This window comes from Leifsonia sp. Y862 (genome assembly GCF_057669585.1).
On sequence record NZ_JBYHFR010000001.1, the window covers coordinates 1,913,535 to 1,930,460 of the forward strand.

The 16,926-nt window shown below is 64.9% G+C and carries 11 protein-coding genes; 1 reads left to right on the forward strand and 10 read right to left on the reverse strand.

All coding sequences use genetic code 11. The features are described 5' to 3' along the window. Positions 1-392: 392 nt before the first annotated feature. A complete protein-coding gene (locus AC25Z0_RS09110) occupies positions 393-842 on the forward strand; it encodes an iron chaperone (protein ID WP_488132953.1) in 450 nt (149 codons plus the stop codon). Between the two features lie 25 nt (positions 843-867). Here AC25Z0_RS09110 and AC25Z0_RS09115 read toward each other — a convergent pair whose 3' ends face one another. The 10 genes from AC25Z0_RS09115 to AC25Z0_RS09160 form a co-directional block, all read right to left on the reverse strand. After that, positions 868-1,572: a hypothetical protein gene (locus tag AC25Z0_RS09115; protein WP_488132954.1), complete on the reverse strand. Its 705-nt coding sequence runs from the start codon at positions 1,570-1,572 to the stop codon at positions 868-870. Between the two features lie 129 nt (positions 1,573-1,701). Continuing rightward, positions 1,702-2,292 carry a hypothetical protein gene (locus AC25Z0_RS09120; protein WP_488132955.1) on the reverse strand — a complete coding sequence of 197 codons (591 nt, stop codon included), beginning with the start codon at positions 2,290-2,292 and terminating at the stop codon, positions 1,702-1,704. Beyond that, positions 2,279-3,151 carry a PP2C family protein-serine/threonine phosphatase gene (locus AC25Z0_RS09125; RefSeq protein WP_488120558.1) on the reverse strand — a complete coding sequence of 291 codons (873 nt, stop codon included), beginning with the start codon at positions 3,149-3,151 and terminating at the stop codon, positions 2,279-2,281. The genes AC25Z0_RS09120 and AC25Z0_RS09125 overlap by 14 nt, the downstream gene beginning before the upstream one ends. A gap of 2 nt (positions 3,152-3,153) precedes the next feature. Continuing rightward, positions 3,154-4,170: an FHA domain-containing protein gene (locus tag AC25Z0_RS09130; RefSeq protein ID WP_488120557.1), complete on the reverse strand. Its 1,017-nt coding sequence runs from the start codon at positions 4,168-4,170 to the stop codon at positions 3,154-3,156. A 185-nt stretch (positions 4,171-4,355) separates the two neighbouring features. Continuing rightward, positions 4,356-6,884, reverse strand: coding sequence for a transglutaminase TgpA family protein (locus AC25Z0_RS09135; protein ID WP_488132956.1), 2,529 nt, complete (start codon positions 6,882-6,884; stop codon positions 4,356-4,358). Then, complete coding sequence (locus tag AC25Z0_RS09140) at positions 6,884-8,236, reverse strand: DUF58 domain-containing protein (RefSeq protein ID WP_488120555.1); 1,353 nt, start codon at positions 8,234-8,236, stop codon at positions 6,884-6,886. Before AC25Z0_RS09140 ends, AC25Z0_RS09135 begins: the two co-directional genes overlap by 1 nt. After that, the gene (locus tag AC25Z0_RS09145; protein WP_488120554.1) at positions 8,233-9,198 is read right to left on the reverse strand and encodes an AAA family ATPase; all 966 of its coding nucleotides are present in this window, start codon (positions 9,196-9,198) and stop codon (positions 8,233-8,235) included. Before AC25Z0_RS09145 ends, AC25Z0_RS09140 begins: the two co-directional genes overlap by 4 nt. Before the next feature lie 25 nt (positions 9,199-9,223). After that, on the reverse strand, positions 9,224-15,268 hold the full coding sequence (locus AC25Z0_RS09150; protein WP_488132957.1) for an Ig-like domain-containing protein: 6,045 nt from the start codon (positions 15,266-15,268) through the stop codon (positions 9,224-9,226). Further along, the gene (locus AC25Z0_RS09155; RefSeq protein ID WP_488132958.1) at positions 15,269-16,411 is read right to left on the reverse strand and encodes a serine/threonine-protein kinase; all 1,143 of its coding nucleotides are present in this window, start codon (positions 16,409-16,411) and stop codon (positions 15,269-15,271) included. It abuts the gene before it with no gap. A gap of 196 nt (positions 16,412-16,607) precedes the next feature. Continuing rightward, complete coding sequence (locus tag AC25Z0_RS09160; RefSeq protein WP_488132959.1) at positions 16,608-16,922, reverse strand: hypothetical protein; 315 nt, start codon at positions 16,920-16,922, stop codon at positions 16,608-16,610. Positions 16,923-16,926: the final 4 nt, after the last annotated feature.

Sequence of the window (16,926 nt, forward strand, 5' to 3'; positions counted from 1 at the left end):
CCGGGAAGAGAGCTGCTTTCGGTGACCATCGGGGGCCAGCACGAATGCTGGGTAAGCAGGCCACCCGAGGCCGTTGCCGTTACGAAACGCGAAGTTAAGAAACCACGGAGTTAAGTAACAGCCGAGCGTAGCTCTGGCGGACACGTCTCCAATAGGACCCCGATCAGGGGGTGAAAGTGACGGGTGGGACAGACGTGATTGCTGTTACTGCTGTTGCCGAAGTGGCTGGTGGGACTGGAGTGACTCGTCGATGTGAGGATTCGAACCGAGCAGGAATGGAGAAGCACCCCACGTGCGCTCCGGCTTAGCCTGTCAACAACAACAGAGGGCGACCACGTTGGCCCCGCACATCCGGGTGAAACGTAAGCGCCCATCACGAAGGAGAGCCCACCATGCTCACGAAAGATGCCACCGCCGAATCCACCGGTTTCACCGCAGCGGAGCACGCCGCAATCAAGCAGCGCGCTGCAGAGCTGCGCGCCGAAGGCAGGACGGGCGCCAAGAAAGCAGACGGACTGCAGGCGGTCCTCGATGCCATCGCCAAGATGGCGCCAGACGATCGCGCACTTGCCGAACGCGTACACATGGTGACTACAGCCAACGCCCCAGAGCTGTCACCCAAGACCTGGTATGGGATGCCCGCGTACACGGACGCGGATGGCAAGGTCGTCTTCGCCTTCAAGAACGCGGGCAAGTTCAGCACCCGCTACTCAACCCTGGAGTTTCAGGATGCCGCACACCTCGACGACGGCGAGATCTGGCCGGTGTCGTTCGCGCTCCACACGTGGAGCCCCGTGGTGGAGAAGCGCGTCGCCGAACTCGTAACGGCCGCGATTTCCTGACGCCGCCGCGGTCGGAGCGCTACCGCTACGCGGTGCCGAAGATCGTCGTGACCATGTCATGCGTGTAGCCGTCAGGGCTCACGTTGATCCACCGCGTCGCGAGCCAGATCCCGTCACGGATGAAGTGCGATTCTCCCCATGCCGCACCGTCGTCGCTCCTCTCGTTGACGCACCGCAAGCCGTCGAGCTCGTCATAACAGGTGTAGCCAATCCCGCCGATGTAGGCAGTGAGGCTCGCCTGCTGCTCGTCCGTGAGTGCCGCAACGTTTGTGACGAGACCGAGGTCACTACCACCCGCGGGCTTCGCCCAATGGCAGGTCAGCAGGGTGGTGGCGGCGAGCTGCGTCATCAGCCCGCTGTCGTTGGATCCGCGGGCTTCGCTGGCGGGACTGTCCTTCGTCCAGGCCGGGTTCAGTACCAACACAGGCCCGAGGGATGCCGCCCAGTCGGTCGTGTAGAGCTGCTCGCAGTCGGCGGGGATCCGGGAATCGGCAGGGGCGGCATCCGTTGCGGTCGGAGTAGGGGTGCTGCTTACTGCGATCGGTGCCTGCGTCTCGCTCGGCTGCGGGCGATCGGTGGAACCGCTCGCGCTCGGAACCTCAGCTCCCCCGCGCCACACCACGAGAACCACCAGAATCACCACGACCAGCACGCTGGCAAAAATAGCGAGCAACGCCCAGCCACGACGCTTCCGTGAATCAGGGGTGATCGGTGAATTCTCTGTACTCATCGGGAGCGCCTTCCTCGGGATCCCGTCCACCTTAGCGTTGCGATCGCTGCGCCCCGCCTGCAGCACGCGGGGCTGCGCAGCATCCGCTTTTGTGCGCCAACGGCCGCTACACGGCGGACGACGTCGTCGCTACAGGCCAACGACGAACACGATGGCGGCGACGGCCGCAACCGCGACAATCACCGTGGTACCGACGACGACGCTTACGGCGACCAGACTCCGGCCTCGCGCACGCGCGGAACCCGCGCGTCGGATTTCTTCCGCGCTGCGCGGGAGTACGACGACTGGATCGTCGGCGGAGTGGTCCACTCGGTGAACGGGCGTTGTGTGGACGCTCGGCGCGCGAACCCCATAGCGGGCGGTGGAGCCAAGAGGAGTCTCCGGCTGCCGATGGGTGTGCGCGAGGATATCGGCGTGTACTGCCGAGCGACCTGCCTGCGGTGGTCGCTGGCTGACGATCCGCGTCTCGTCGGATTCTTCTCGGCTGACAATCCTGGTCTCATCGCTCTCGCGAGCGACCCGCCGGGTGGCATTGTCTGGGTCTGTCTTGCGAACCATGCGGGTGGCATCGTCAAGGTCTGCCGCCCGGCGAACCAACCGGGTGTCGGCGTCGTCGGCGTCGGTATCGGTGTCGCCGGTGTCGGTGTCGCCGGTGTCGGTGTCGCCGGTGTCGGTGTCGTCAGCGGCGCCCACCCGGCGAGTGTCATCATCGGGCAGCACGGGGTCGCCCCCTTCGTCCGGGGATTTCCGCCGTGTCATCCAGCCGCACATCGGCGGTGTCGTCGTCAGCATTCAGGAGCGACGTGGTCGACGCTCCCTCCTGACCCGATTCCCCGCCGGCAACGACGTCGACGACGATGATGGAGATGTTGTCTCGTCCCCCGCGCTCGAGAGCCTGAGTGAGTAAGAGGTCTGCAGTCTGTTCTGTGCCACCACCCAGAGTCAGCCCGGCTCGAATCGACTCATCACTCAGTTCGCCGGTCAGCCCGTCTGAGCAGACCAGAAGCCGCTCACCGGTGGTCACCGGGTACAGCCAATAGTCCGCGGGGCTATCGGGTGCGCCGACTGCCCTGGTGATGACGTTGCGGCGTGAATAGGTGGCAACTTCATCAGCTCTCATCGTGCCAGCCGCAACACGCTCTTGCGCAAGCGAGTGATCGACGGTCAACTGCACAAGTGATGTGCCGACGAGCCGATACACCCGCGAGTCGCCAATGTTGAGCACCAACCAGCAGGGCCTGTCGTTCTGGGTAACCAAAACGATTCCGGTCACTGTGCTGCCTGCGCCGCGCGTTGTTCCATCCGCGATCACCTGCACGGCCGCGTGCGCCCTGTCGACCACCGCAGCGACCTCATCAACCGCGATGTTCCCCCGGCCGGCCAGCGTACGAAACTCCGCGACGACGGCCTCGCTCGCACGATCGCCGGCTTCATGGCCGCCCATGCCGTCTGCGACGATAAACACGGGGGCGGATGCCAACACTGCGTCTTCATTGGCGGCCCGCCTGTGCCCGACATCGGTACGAAAGCCCACGGAGAGACTGACGGCAGAGGTGTGCTCCGTGGGACTGAACACCATGTCTACTTCCGCTCCTGGTAGATCCGCGCCGGCAACTCTCCCAGAATGAATTCCTCGGTCAGATCAGCGCTGGCACCGGCTTCGAGCTCGATGTCCAGCCCGCCCTGCCCCTTCAAGATGACGCCGTTCGTCGAGTGCAGGTCCGTGATAGTCCAGGTGGTCCCGACGAGTTCAATCTGGGCGTGCGTCTTCGATACCGTCTTGCCGGCATCGGTGACGCTGATCAGCTGGGCCTCGTCGTGCAGCGGACCGCGTGAGGGGTTTCGACCGAGCAACACGAGAGGTTTCGTCAACACCACTTTCTGTGCTCCGTCAGTTTCGAAGATCCAGGGCTGCACGCGTCGCGCCGCGACTACCGTGGCATCGAAGGCGTCATCGCTGTCGGGTACGTCATCGGAGGCGGGTGCGTGCCCGGTGATGATGGTTTCGCCGTCCGCGATGGCGGAGGCGCGATCAGAATTCCACTGGTCAGAATTCGAGTAGTCAGAATTCGAGTGGTCCGCATTCGAGTGGTCAGAACTCGACGGGTCGGGCGTCGCAGCGCTGGGCTTCGCATTGTCAGCCATAACGAGGCCGGGAATGGTGTCGATCGGCGGAGCCCATGGGCTGTATCCCACAGGCGCCGGGGCGGCTGAGGCAGTGGGAGGGGTGCCGGCCACCGGAGCGCTCAACCCGAATGGCGCCGGTGGAAGTGATTGGCCGTTCGGGAACGATGAGACCGGCAGGTCATGCACCGAGATTGGGCGGTCGACCCACGCAACGGGCGGGCGGGAAGGCACAATCAACGGAACAGGTTCACTTTCGCGAGCATGCCCGTTCGCGCCAGCCCTGAGCTTGGAATGGCCACCGATCTGGTGGAGGGCAACGGCGTTCATGATCGGCACCCAGGCCGTCCACGTCTTTTCGCCACGCCGCCTGAAGGCCGCGCTGAGCACGATCGCGATCCAGATGTAGTAGCCGATACCGAGCCCCACGATGACGGCGAGGCCGCCCATGATCATTCCGCCTGCATTGTCCATTGTTACCTCGCGCGCGTCTGAGACGAGCGCTCCCCCATTTCGATGCTCGGTGCGGCATCCCTGACCAAACCGAGTCCACTGTAGCCGAACGCGCCAACCTCTTGCGTCTCTGGATGTGGCCACGAGGTTTCGAGACGGCCTGGCGGCCTCCTCAACCAGCGGAAGGGGCGCCGCAGATATGACACCTAGCGAATGGCCCGCGCGAATGACCGCACGGAAATTGCTGCCTTCAGGCGCTTGCGTTTCGTCGCGTCACGCCGGAGAGCCGCTCGCTCAGCGTCAACCAGCGCCCAGAACGCGTCGCTGTCCGCAGGTGCCGGTGGCACCGGCCCGAAGACCGCTTCATCGGCCAACGTTGCAAGCATCCCGCTGCCTTCGCTGCCCTGGAGCGCCGCAAACTCGGTACGGGTCATGCTTCCTGGCGCGCGCATGCCGTGATCGATAGTCGCGTCGACGTACTCGTCCCAGCCACTCGCGATCCGAGCAGCGCTGGTACGACCGCGCTTACGCTCCCTGCGGCGTTGGAACTTGGCACCGATGATCGCCAGGAACGGAGTGAGGACGACCATTATCACCAGCAGCGAGATGCCGACGATTTTGAGGAGGCCGACCAACCAGCTGAGGTCGACGGCCTCCGGCTTGTCTTCGGTCGCCTTTTCGTCGCCACCTGTCGGGTTGGCCTCCGGCGGCGCCTGCTCCGCCGCATCCGCCTGCAACACCTCTGTGGGCACCTGAGGGTCGCGCAGTTGATCGTCGCTCGGCGAGAGCGGATGCTCATGCTGCGGAGTCACGTCGACGGGCGCCCAGCGGCCGTCGGTTCCCTGCACCTCAATCCACGCGGTGAGGTTCTTCCCCTCACACACCCCTGCCGTGCATGCCGGGATCGCGCTGCTGTCTCCCGCTGCGGCCGTCAGTGCGAAGCCCAGCACGACCCGTGAGGGAAATCCGAGGTGCGACGCGATCAGGGCAGCGGCGACCGCGAACTGCTCATCGTCACCGACCGCGGCAACGAGTGCGGTGTTGTCTGGAGAGGTGGCGGCATCCGGTTGGAGTGCATTCTGCTTGGTCAGCAGAGCGGTGAAGAGTGCGTCAATTCGGTCGACAGAGTGTCCGGAGAGTGACGGAGCGAATGTGTACCCGCCCAGATCGCTCGTCCAGCCGGCATCGGCGGCCGGCGCGTCGAGCGAGTGGGAGAGGTAACCACGCTCACGAAGTCGTGAGATCAGCTCTGCGAGTGCAGCTCCGTCGGAACCGAGACCTTGGGCACTCACCCAGGCGACAAGACTGTCGGGAATCAGGTCGTCGTTCACGAGGCCTTCAGCTCCGACGGGGGCTTCCAGGTCGGTCACCGGTGTCACGTTGTCGTCGATCCGCGTCTCGAAGGTATAGCTGTCTCCGGCACTGAGCGTCCGCAGCTCCACGCCAGCGTCGGTCGTGCCGCTGTAGTAGAAGGCATCCATCAGGGAATCCCGGTTGGCCCCCGCGAAATCGATCCGGGTCACTGACCCGGCCAGCGGCAACCACACGCCGTCGTAGTCACCGGCCGTGATCGTGGCCGACGCCACTACACCGTCATTACCGTCAACCACACGGATGTTCGGCACCCGGGCGAAGGCTGTGGACTGGTCATCCTGGCCGCTCACCGGGTCCACCACCCGATAGACCTGCCCGTCGTAGTGGCTGAGGACGGCGAGCCGCAGCCGCGACAGCTTGCTCGCCCCGGCAACCGAGAACAGCGTGGCGTCATAGAGCGAACCAGTCAGGAAGCTGCGGTACTGGCTCAGCGGACTGACATATTCGCGCAACGTCACCGCAGGGTCAATTCCCGTGCGCAACACATCCCGATCCGCCGAGCGCACAGTGGATGCCGCAAGCGGAATCGCCAGCGCGGTTGCCAGAATCAGGGTGCCGACCACGAGCCCGCCCCTGCGTGCTCTGGTCAACCATCCGCTATTCATTTGTCGCACGCCCGTCGCCCGCCGCGCGAGCCGCACTGCAGAGCGCCGAGCATCCTGGGCACGCCAGGCCAGAAAACCAACCGCGAGCAGAAAGGCAGAAAGACCGATGAGGCTCTCCCGCGGCCCCGGAACGCTTACCGGTCCGAATACTGCCGGGCTGCTCACCTGCCGGGGTCCGGCCAGCAACCCGAACAGCTGCAGCGCCAGCACGACAGGGATGGTGAGCACGTGCATCCGTTCAGACCGCCAGGCAAGCGACAGTGCCGCCGTTGTGGCCCCCAGCGTCAGGATGAACAGGGGAACAAGCATGGTCTGATAGCTGCCGACCGGGATCGAGATCGTGACGAGCTCTTTCCAGCTGAGCACCGTCGCCGCGAGGAGGGTGCCGAAGCCGTTACCTGCTGCCCCAATGCTCGTCAACGCCGACGGGATGGCTGCGGGCACACCGAGCAGCAGGTACGCTCCCACCGTCACCAGGAGAAGCGTGAAACCTGACCAGGAGCGTTGCAGCCCGATCCAGGCGATGGCACTGCCAGCCCCCATGGCGACGCCTGCTGTGATGAAGAAGTGAGCCCCCTGGTAGATGGGCCACGCCGCCCAGAGGCCTACCCCGATCATGCCGAACACGAACAGCGCGTTCATCAGCAAGAAGGCGGGCGGCTCTGGCGAGGCCCAGCGACGCAGCTCTGCGCGTGAGTCGGACCGAAGCTCGGAATGCGACCCGAAACGCGGCTTCCGGCGTCTTCCCTGGCGCATCAGCCGGCCCGCCTTGCGAGCAGCGAACGGAAATCGTCGAGAACGGCGATGGTCAGCACGCCAGTTCCGGCGAGATCGCGAAACGAGGGTTCCGCCGTCGGGTCACACAACACGGCCACGATCGATACCGACATCGGAAATTTGAGCGTCAGTGCGTGGAGCCGGGCGGCGGTCATCGTCGACCCACAGATGACGAACGCGATCGAGATGTCGGGAATCGCCTGTGAGGCCAGCATGCACACGTCCTCGATCGCCATCGCATTCTGGGTGGATGCGATTTCGCTGAGGTCGTCGAGCAGGGTGCGGGTTGACACCACGTTAAGGGTCCGGATCGAGCGGATGGCGCCACGCACGAACTCCGGAATGTCCTCACTGGCAAACGCCGTCACATCCCTGCCGTCTCGAATGGCGCGCACGCCCAGTGACCCCGCCGCGCTCACGGCCATCTCGAATTCGTCGTCTGAACCGTATTCGTCGGCACGAAGGCTGAGCGCGATGGCAAGCCGCGAGCGCCGACTCTCCTCGAACTGGCGCACCATGAGCGTGCCGGTCTTGGCGGTTGACTTCCAGTGGATATTGCGCTGGCCGTCGCCAGAGGCGTATTCGCGGATGGCGTGGAAGGAAATGTCAGAGTCGACGATATCGCTTGTCGGGTTCCCCTCAAGGTCCCGCACGAACCCGGCGCTGGTGCTCGGAATCGGCACCGTGACCGGATGAACGTAGAGACGGTGGATATCGGCCCACGACACCTCACGCTTCAGCACGCCGAGCGGGTCGGTGCGCACCGTCGTGACGGGGCCGACATCGATCACCCCGCGGCGGTACGCGGGAACGACGACCACTTCTTCGTGGATGGCGCCCGCACGCATAAGCGGCACATGCACGTCGCTGAGACCCTGGCCGATCGGCACATCAATGCGACCGGGCAGCTCAAGACGCCCGGAAATGTTCGTCACCCTCAGCGCGCCGGTGACCTCGCCTCCCGCGACGACCCGATCAACAGGAAGGGTGAAGTCCACACTGTAGGCGCGCCCGCCAAGCAGGAACGGCAGCGCGATCAGCAACAATGCAGTGCCGACAATGCCCGCGACGATGAACTCGGCCCAGCCGAACGTCAGCCCGAGCGGAAGGAGAAGCACAACGGCGACCACGACCCACCCGGCCGGTGTAACGGTTTCGCCTAACCAGCGCACCGCAGCCTGCCCCTGCCGCTTGATGCGCCGCCAGGCGCTCACCCACCACACGACAGCGCCGACAAGCGCACTCGACCGTGTCGTCGAGTAGCGCGTGTGCGTCGATGTGCCAGTGGATGTTGCGGTGTGCGATATCCGCGACTCGCTGTCGAGCGTCACATCAGGTCGCTTCGGCTGGGCGGCACGATGTCGAGCAGAATTTGACCGATCACGGCGCTGGCGGTGACACCGTCGAATTCCGCCTCAGGGTCGAGCACTATGCGGTGCGCCAGCACCTGCTCTGCCAGGCCCTTGATGTCATCGGGAGTGACGTAGGTTCTTCCCCGCGCTGCCGCCCACGTCTTCGACGCCTTGGTCAACGCCCTGGCACCGCGCACGCTCACGCCCATACGCACCTGGCGTGCGCTGCGGGTTGCCTCGACGATGCGCGCGATGTAGTCGAACAGCAGCGGGTTCACAAAGACCGACCTGGCCAGGTCACTCATGCCAACGAGTGCCTGCGGGGTGATGACGGGCTGCAGGTCGTGGTGCACCTCGCTCGTTCCCTCGAGAATGCGAATTGTGCTGGCGATGTCTGGGTAGCCCAGCGACGTCTTCATCATGAACCGGTCGAGCTGGGCCTCCGGCAGCCGGTAGGTTCCGGCTTGCTCGATCGGGTTCTGCGTGGCGATCACGAGGAACGGAGTGCCGGTCGAGCGGGTCACGCCATCGACGGTCACTTTGCCTTCCTCCATCGCTTCGAGAAGCGCTGACTGGGTCTTCGGACTCGCCCGGTTGATCTCATCGGCAAGCACGACGTTCGCGAAGATCGGTCCGCTGTGAAATTCGAACTCGCCCTTCTTCTGGTCGTACACCGTGATGCCCGTCACGTCACCTGGCAGCAGGTCGGGCGTGAACTGGATGCGGGAGCTGACACCCTGCACGCTCTGCGACATGGCCCTGGCCAAAGAGGTCTTGCCCGTTCCCGGAAAGTCTTCGAGCAACAGGTGCCCCTCGCTGACCATTGCCGTGAATGCCAGCTCAATGACGTGCCGCTTGCCAAGCAGGGCCGTCTCGACGTTGTCGACCATGGTCGAAAACGTCGAGGCGAACCAGGTGGACTGTTCCGGGGTGATTGTCATTGCGGTGTTGTCTCTCTCGTTGTCGTTATCCACATGCGACGGTGGCCGCTGTCGATCCCGTATATGGGTCCAGTCGGGCTTCGCTGGCGAAGTCCACGCTCCAGCTGACGTCGCGTACCTTGATAGCTCCGGTCGGCACCACCATTGCGCCGTCGGCGACAGTACCGGCGACCCATTTTTCTTCATACTTAGGTTCTGCGGCCGCTGGCGGAGCCACGACCACCGGTACGCCATCCTCATCGACAGGCGGAACCGGATCTGGCACCGGTTCGGGAATGAGAGTCCGAACCAGGAACTCCGCAGCCGTAACCGACGCCACGGCGGCGCCGACGCCACGACCCGTGACCCCGAGTCCGAGCGGGCTGGCGACAACACACGTCGTTACCGTGACAGCATCAACCTGCGTCTGCCAGGCCGGTGACGTGGCCGCTGCCGTGGCCAGGCTTGACGGACCACACCGGTCTGGCCGCCACGTCAAGCAGAATTTCACTCCAATGCCAGGATCCGCACCCCAGATGTCTGACGGGAAGTTCTCGAAGACCGCGGTGAATCCATCCGGCGCCCCCGTCGGCGATGTCGGTTTCTGTGCGGTGAAGGTGCCCCGTTGCGATCCTGCAGCAATGACAAATGTGTAGTCCGTGGGAGCTGCGGGGGCGTCCCAGGTGAGATCGCTGCCCAGCTCGAGTTCTGCCACACCGAAGCTGTTCGAGTAGCACGCCTTCACCAGGTAGATCTTGTTTGGTTTCAGACCACCGATCGTCGTCGCCGTCGTTCCGCCTGCCACCGAGAGATTGCCACCGCTGGCGTCGATGGTGCATCTCGGCGACGGTGCACCCTCGAGGTACGCGGCGTACTGCACGGGCAACGAGGTGCCGCCGTTCGCGCTGACCGTCGGGGCACTCACCGTGATGGAGTTCTTCGTCACCGTGAGACCGCCGCCGGTGGCCGCCATCGAGGGCGACCCGGCGACGCTGGCGCTGGCCTGGACCGTCTTATCGGCCGGCCCTGTCCCCTGCGGGCGCTGAACAGCGCTGAGCGGCAGGATACTGATGGCGGCCGGTCCGATCGGGAACGTGAGTGGGACAACAGTGGTACCGCTGCCCTGTGCAGCAACCTCCTGGACACCGTTCACCAGGTAACCGCGCGTCGTGGCATCCGTTGTCTCGATGGTCAGATCGACGGCACCCTGGGTGGCCGTCGTACGTTTCGGGTCGAAGACAGCCTTCGCCGTGACAGAGCCGACGCCGGGGATGCCATACGACCAGGCCATCACGCTCACCGCAGACGGAGAGTCGCCAACGGTATTCCGCGCCCGCACCTCATAGGTCTGCCGGTCGCCGTTCTTCAGACCGGTCAGCGGAGCACAGCTGCCCGACGTGTCGCACGACCCGACCTCCTGGCCAGCGCGGAAGATCGCGAATCCCTGCAGGGCCGGGTAGGCGCTTGCTGCGCCGCTCGGGTTGACCGCGAGGGTCAGCGTGCCGTTGTCGTAAGCCGTCTGGGTCACCGAGCTGGGGGCCTGCGGGTATCCCTGCAGGTCAACGGTCACCGACCCGTTGCGGCCCCCTGCACTCTGTCGGTTCTGGGCATCAGACACCACGAAGCTCGCCTGGCACTTTCCCCCCGCGGTGCCCGCAGCCCAACTGGCCTTCACTTTGTTGCCCTCAACGCTGAAATTCACCCCGGTACAGGTACTGGCCGACGAGACGGAGACGAGCGTGAGCGGTGTCGCGGGAAACAGATTGACCTCGCCGCCGCCACCGATGACATCGATGACGCAGCTGGAGCCCGCCGACTGGCTGCATTCCTGCGCGACGGTTCCGCCCTTCGGCAGCTCGCTGGGTGCAGGGCCGACTTTGAGGGAGAGAACGGCGGCGACCGCATCCGGATGGCTGCTCAGCCGCACGGTCACCGCATTCTCGCGACCCGGCTGGGCGCTGTCTGCGGCGTGGATGCTCAGGCTGGCGCCCACCTGCTCCACCGTGAACTGGTCACCGCTGAACTCGGTGGAGTACACGAGAGCGGCCGGTTCGCTTTCTCCTGGCCAGACCACCATCTGGCCGAGATCGTACGTCACCGCTGCTGCCCCTGGGCTGACCGTGACGGCCGCCGCCCGCAGTTCAGGCTGCGGGTCAAGTGCCTCGATCGCGATCTGCACCGGCAGTTGGGTGTAGTCGTCTTGCCCCGCGACCCGCACCGGCACCGTGCACGCGTCCGTCCATGGCGCGCCAGCACCAGCCGTGTACGTGACCCTGGTTCCGCCGGCGATCCGGCAGCTGGCATCCGCTCGCTGCCCGGACGCCCGCATCCCGGTAGACCCGAGTTCCAGGGTCTCCCGAGCTGGGACCGCGACCAGGTTGGCCATATCGAAGGTGACGGATGCCTTCTCCGCGACTTTCTGAGGCACCCCACCCTGTTTCAGGGCCAGGATGATCGCATTCTGCGCCGGAATTCGCACGAACCCGTAGGTGGTGACGCTCTCGCCTAGGAAATTGCGGCCGGTCAGTGCGAACGGAAGTAAGAGTCCTTCATCCGGCGCGCTGCCACTGATCTTCCATCCTGAGACGTTCACTCCATCCGGAGTGCCCCACAGGCTCAGTTTCAGGCCGCTCACGTCGCCGGATGCCCACGACACTTTTCCGGTGACAACATCGATCCCGTCGGGGAATTTCGCGCGATCCTCCAGGGTGACGAGCGTGTCGGTGACAACCGGATAGTCAGGAACAGAGCTGCGCACAATACGCATCACAATCAAGCCGAGGGCGATGTCCCCCTGGGCATTGCTAACCTCGTAGACGAAGGTCATCGTGCCAGGCTCGTCACCGGGCGTCAGCACGACGAGGTTGCCGTCCAACGTCCCAATGCGCTCCACCAGCGCCGCATATTCGGCGCTGTCTGGCGCGGCATCCGGTCGAACAGCCGTGAGAGCCAGCTCGCCGCCCGCTGGATCGACATCGTTCGCAGCAGGGTCGACCACCACTTGGTTTCCCTCGCCGACCTGCACTTCAACATAGTCACTGAAGGTGATCGGACTCGGGTCGGACTGGCGATCAAGCACGCCGATGCGCACGAGGCCCTCGCCGGTCTCTCCCCCCGAATCGCGAACGCGGTAGGGAAACTCGATGGCTCCCTTGAATCCGGTGACGCTGCTGTAAACGATGGCATCACCCTCGGCAGAGAGCGATGCGGTGCCGCTCGCCGGCTGGCCAAGGACGCGGTCGATGACAACATCGTCACCGTCAGGGTCAACGCCGAACGCGTTGAACGGAATGCGGATCGACTCACCAGAGAGCACCCGGCCGGTCAGCGTGTGCGGCAGCGGGGCGCGGTTCTCCCCGGTCGGCAACACCTGGACGGCCACGGCCGCAGCATCAACCAGGTCGGGAGAGCCGGCAATCGACACGGTGTAGCGCAGCTCGTACTGTCCGGCGACGGTGGGTGCGAGGTAACGCAGTGTTGATCCGGAGACGAAGGCGAGGCCTTCACCGGAGGCATTCTGCACCGACTCGGGGTTCAGTACGAGCACGTTGCCGTCGGGGGCGACGTCGTTGGCCAGCACCGGGATGTCGATCTGCGCGCCAGCACGCACGACGATGCTGTCGTTGACGGCGATCGGCGGCTGCGGCACGGATGCCGAGAGCAGGTACACCGTTGCGGTACCCCGCACGGTGTACGCCGGATTTCCCGTGCCATCCGAGACCGTGTAGCCCACGACGCCCAGCAGTCCAGGCTGCTCGTCTGCCGTCGTCCCGCGCACGCGCAGCTGGCTCTGGCCGACGACATCGACATCGAGGGAGGCGCCTGGCGTGGGTTCCGGCAACGCCTCGCTCAGCAGCAATACCCGGCGCGCGGGGTTCGACACCGCCGTGAACACGTCGACGCTGGTGTCGGCTCTCGGCCGCACGAAGACGGTGACAGGCGCGGTGGACAGCAATGCGGCATCCGCTGCCACAACCTGGATTCGAACGAACGAGACGACCTCGTTCGAGTCGTCTGCGACAGTGAATTCCACGCGGTAGTCGCCCGGTACCGTAGCGGTCACGTCAAACGTCGCGCTGCCGCTGTTGACACCGACCGTGACACCGTCGGCGCTCGTCGGCGCCGTCGCAGAGACGATCCGGTGCGCGCCGTCAACGCCTGTGAGATGGTCAGCCGGGTCGACGGTCAGATGCTCGCCGACGGCGGAGACCAGGGCGAACGGGGTGACGGTCAGCCGCGGAGTCTGTGTGACCAGAATCGTCAACACCTTGTCAGATGTCGCCCCCAACGTGTCAGAGACGGTCACCAGGATCGAGACGGTGAGGTTCTCCTGCACGCTGGGATCGGGATGCCGGTAGACCAGCACTCCCGCCGGCGTCGCGCTGACCGATCCGACGCCGGTCTGGTTTGTCACCGCTCTGACGAAGATCGGGTCGCCATCAGGGTCGACCCACCCTGGCAGCAACGGGACGCTCACGGTTCCGCCTGGAGCGACCTCTGGCGACGGCCAGTCCTGGAGGCATCCGTCGACGCCACACCAGGCGGGGGCGGAATTCTCGGCGGGATCGTGCACCGTGAGGGTGACAGTTGCTGGCGTTGAGGTCAGGCCGTCTTGCCGGGTGCCGTCGGTCACCATGTAGGTGAAGGTGGCAGTGCCACGCGCGTCTGCCGCCACCTGCACCGTAATCGTCTGCGAGTTGTCGGTGACGCTCAGCGTGCCGACGTTCGCGGCCAGACCGGTGACCGATGCAGGAACGACGGTGAGCACGTCGTCGTTCGCATCGTGGTCGTTCAGCAGCACCGGCAGCGTCACGAGCGCGCCGGCCCGCACCCCGAAGTTGTCGGCTTCGGCGACGGGCGCCTGCGGTTCGACGACCTGCGCGACGTCGTCGACGTTGTCGTCTTTCTGCTGTTGCTGCTCGGTGGCGATGCCCCAGTTTTGCGAGCTCGGCACGAGGGCCCCGTCTGGGATGGTCCAGACCCATCCGCTCTGGGTGTCGTTGAGGATCATGCGCTGGCCATTGTCCTGGAACACCGGAACCGGTTCATTGCTGGGCGTGGCGCCCGCGAAGTCCAGCCCCTGCTCGCCGCCAGTGCTGCTCCACAGGGTTCCAGCGGTTCCGTTGGCCGGCAGCCAGGCGGCGTACTGTGCAGAATCAAACGTCGTGGGTCGGGCTGGGGTGCCGAGCTGGGCGCCGTCATCACCCACCATCCGCTCGAATGATCCGTCATCCAGCGAGACGGAGAACAATCCGGTGTCGTCGGCGATCACAACGACATCGGCGGCTGCAGAGGGTTTCTGCACCAGGTACGACTCGTTCAGTGGCGTCTCGACCGCGTCGCCACCTGCGATCCAGAGGTTCTCGCCGGGCTTGTCGGCCAGCACCCAGGTGCTTCCCACGGCGGTCAGTTGAGTGCCGGCATCCGTTGGAGCGGATGTCACTGAGTCGTTGCCCAGCACCTCGTGCGACTCGAGCTGGTAGCGAAGAACCGCCCTGTCCTCACTGGAATAGCTGTACAGCACGCCATCCGTGCCCAGCGCGATCGAATCGCTGCGGTAGCGTTGCGGCTCCTCCTCGTCTGGAGTGACCTCGTCGGCATACGGGTCGACCTGTATGGGCGAACCCGCGGCGCCCTGCACGATCGGGGCGACGAAAACGGTGCCGGTGCTGGTCAGGTAGCCGATCTGGGTTGCCGACGTGACCACGTCGACGGTGCCGGCGGGCGTGTTGCCATATTCAGAGGCATCATCGCCGAGGTCGACCGGCCTGGCGGCGTCAACGTCAACGACCTTCTCGTTGTTCTGCGTGAACAGCATGGTGGCGGTGTCCGTCTGCACCAGGCCGCTCGGACTGCGCACGTTCTTAATGGTGTCGAGTTCACCGAGGTCGGTATTGACCCTGGCGTACCGATTTCCGGCACCGCTTTGCAACGCCCAGATGGAACTCCCGTTCAACGGTGTCTGCTTCACGTCGAAGCCGGCGGCGATGATCGCAGTGCCGGCAAACAGTGCCGTCAGTGCGGCAACCGCCGAGACCTTGACCCAGATCGAGCGTCGGCGCGGTTCCCTGGCTGTGCGAATTCCCGCCACCTACACGACGCCCATCAACACAAGTGCGCCTACCGCTGCGCCAGCTCCGACGACGATACCGCCACCGATGAGGATGCCAGGCCAGGCCCTCGACCCACGGCGCGGCCGAGTGGCGAGCGCATGCCTGGTGCCGTCGTCTGTCAGGGACCGCACGAGGGGAGCTGCCGCGCGGCGGCCGGCACGCGGCGACGCCACAGCGACCGCCGATCTGATGGGTCCGCGCACGCTCACGTTGTCGAAGTCAATCGGTGCGCCCGCTGCTGCCCACTCATCGACGGCAACCTCGAGAACTGTCGGTTGAATGCCCATCTCGTATTGCGCATGCTGCAGGTCTTCGGCGAACTCCAGCAGGCTTGACTGGCGATCCGCTGGATCTTTGCTCATGGAGCGCGCGAGAATCTGCTCCAACGTCGGAGAGACGTCTGGTCGCCCGATCGGCGTGTATTTCGCTCGCAGGATGCGTTGCCGAATGTGTTGGCTGGAGTTCGCTCCCCCGTCGACTGCTTCGAACGGCGATCGCCCGGTGAGGAACGAGTAGATGGTGGCACCGAGCGCCCAGACCTCCGTCTGCACAGTCCCGGTTGTTTCTTCCTTGATGACTTCCGGCGCACTCCACGGCACTGACATGGCGAAAAGCTGCTCCTGTTGCGAGGAGGCCAGTGATGTTGCGATGCCGAAGTCAGCGAGAACCGGCGTGCCGAACGAGGTGGTGAGAATGTTGGAAGGCTTGATATCGCGGTGCAATACTCCCGTACGGTGGGCCGTCTCCAGGGCACACGCGATCTTCACCGCCAGGTTCAAGACTTCGGCGACGGGCAGGATCTCACGTCGGAACCTATTGCCGAGTGAGCTCGGGCAGAATTCCATCACCAGGTAAGGTCGACCGTCGGCCGAGATGCTGGCGTTGTAGACGGTGAGGATCGACGGATGCGAGCTGAGCCGAGCCATGACATCCGCTTCGGCATTGAACATGCGCAGTACGTCGGTATCGACGATGTCGCGCAGCAGCACCTTCACCGCGACGGAGCGCCTGGGCATGTTCTGTTCGAACAGGAAGACGTCGGCAAAGCCACCGGTGCCGAGAGGTCGAATGTAGGTGTAGCCGTCGAGGGCGGGCGGTGCCGACGGTAGACGACTCGCCATGCCGCCCCCTCATGCTCTCAACCTGATCGCTACCCCCTGGCTGCGATGCACTCATAGCTAGAGTAGCGAGGTGGCGGCGACTCCCCGCACACCTGCCCCGAACTGGAGGTGGGGTTTCTTCTCGAGAGTCTTCCAAAACGAGCTGCGCGCTGCGCGGGTCCGGCCTCCAACCTCAGGCCGACCGCGGCGTTTCGGATCAGCGGCCGCCGACCGCGAGTCGTCTGACTCGACCGTTGTGGGTCAGCTTTCGAGAGCCGACGACAATGAGCAGAACGCCAACGACGACGATCAGGGTTCCGAAGATCAGGCCGCCGAGGGCGAAGGGGAGCTCATCGGGATACTGGGTGGCCGCCAGGACAGTGCGAGCGATCCCGCCGAGAAACGGTGCGGCACCGATGAGCGTGACAATGATGCCCGCAATCAGTAGCGCAACTCCTCCGCGCTTGATCGAGGTGGAATCCTCGCCTTTGGGAGCGAGCGATCGCGGCTGCTTGAAAGTTGGGGTCGTCATGCGC